Source organism: Acinetobacter sp. YH12086 (assembly GCF_013419345.1).
In the GTDB taxonomy this organism is placed as follows: Bacteria; Pseudomonadota; Gammaproteobacteria; order Pseudomonadales; family Moraxellaceae; genus Acinetobacter; species Acinetobacter amyesii.
The window spans coordinates 1-1098 of sequence record NZ_VPAF01000057.1 but is presented as its reverse complement, the minus strand read 5'-3'; the positions used below and the strand labels follow the sequence as shown (position 1 = coordinate 1098).

Genomic DNA, 1098 nt, shown 5'->3' with positions numbered 1-1098 from the left:
CATTTGGAAGCTGAATAGGTAACTGGGAAACAGATGCGACACTACGGTCTTGCTCTCCAAGACGGATAACAAAATCAAAACGACGATCGCCTTCTAAAATCTCTCCCACGCTTTGTCCACCAATACTTGCAGCCACCACATCCTGAATAGATTTCACACTCAAGCCATACTGGGCAGCTAAAGCTTTATCAATCTCTACATTGAGTAAAGGCAGACCCGAAGTTTGTTCAACTTTCACCGCACTGCTACCTGCGACTTGCTGAATGATTTTCGCGATTTTTGCAGCCTCAGTATTCAAAACCTGCATGTCATCACCAAAAACCTTCACCCCCACATCACTGCGTATACCTGAAATCAGTTCATTAAAACGTAGCTCAATAGGCTGAGAAAACTCACTGTTATTGCCGGGAATTGTCGCAAGATAAGCTTCCATTCGGGTTCGAAGTGCATCTAGGCTTTCTTTTGAATCTGGCCATTCCTCACGTGGTTTCAGCATGATATAACCATCGGAAATATTCGGTGGCATCACATCTGTCGCCACTTCAGCAGTCCCGGTACGGGCAAATATAGCTTTAATTTCGGGAAAGTTTTTCAGTAAAAGCTTTTCGGTATTTTCCTGAATACGTAAAGACTCTTCCAAGCCTGTGCTTGGAGAACGTAATTGCTGTACCGCAAAATCACCTTCACTCAGCTGGGGTGCAAACTCACTGCCAATCTTCGTGCTGAGCAGACCCGTAATGACCAGGAGACAAATGGCAAAAGTTAAAACCACCGCTTTGTAATGATAGGCTCCATCCAATATCTGTTGATATCGGGTTTTGAGCCAGATCATCCAACGGCTTTCCGTTTCTTTGATCTCCCCTTTAACCCATAAAGCAACTGCAGCGGGCACAAAGGTGATCGATAAAATAATAGCTGCCACCAGTGCGAGAACAACGGTTAAAGCCATCGGATGAAATAGTTTTGCTTCTACACCACTTAAAGCAAAAATCGGCAAATACACCACCAAAATAATAAGCTGACCAAAAATAAGAGGACGACGTGCTTGGCGGGCAGCCAGAAAAACTTCCTTAAAGCGTTCACTTTGTGTGAGAGGTC

General features: G+C 44.4%; 1 protein-coding gene. It reads right to left on the bottom strand.

The window, feature by feature from the left end:
• Positions 1-1098: efflux RND transporter permease subunit (locus tag FTU29_RS17275; RefSeq protein ID WP_180034346.1), on the bottom strand; the 1098-nt coding region annotated here is incomplete at both ends.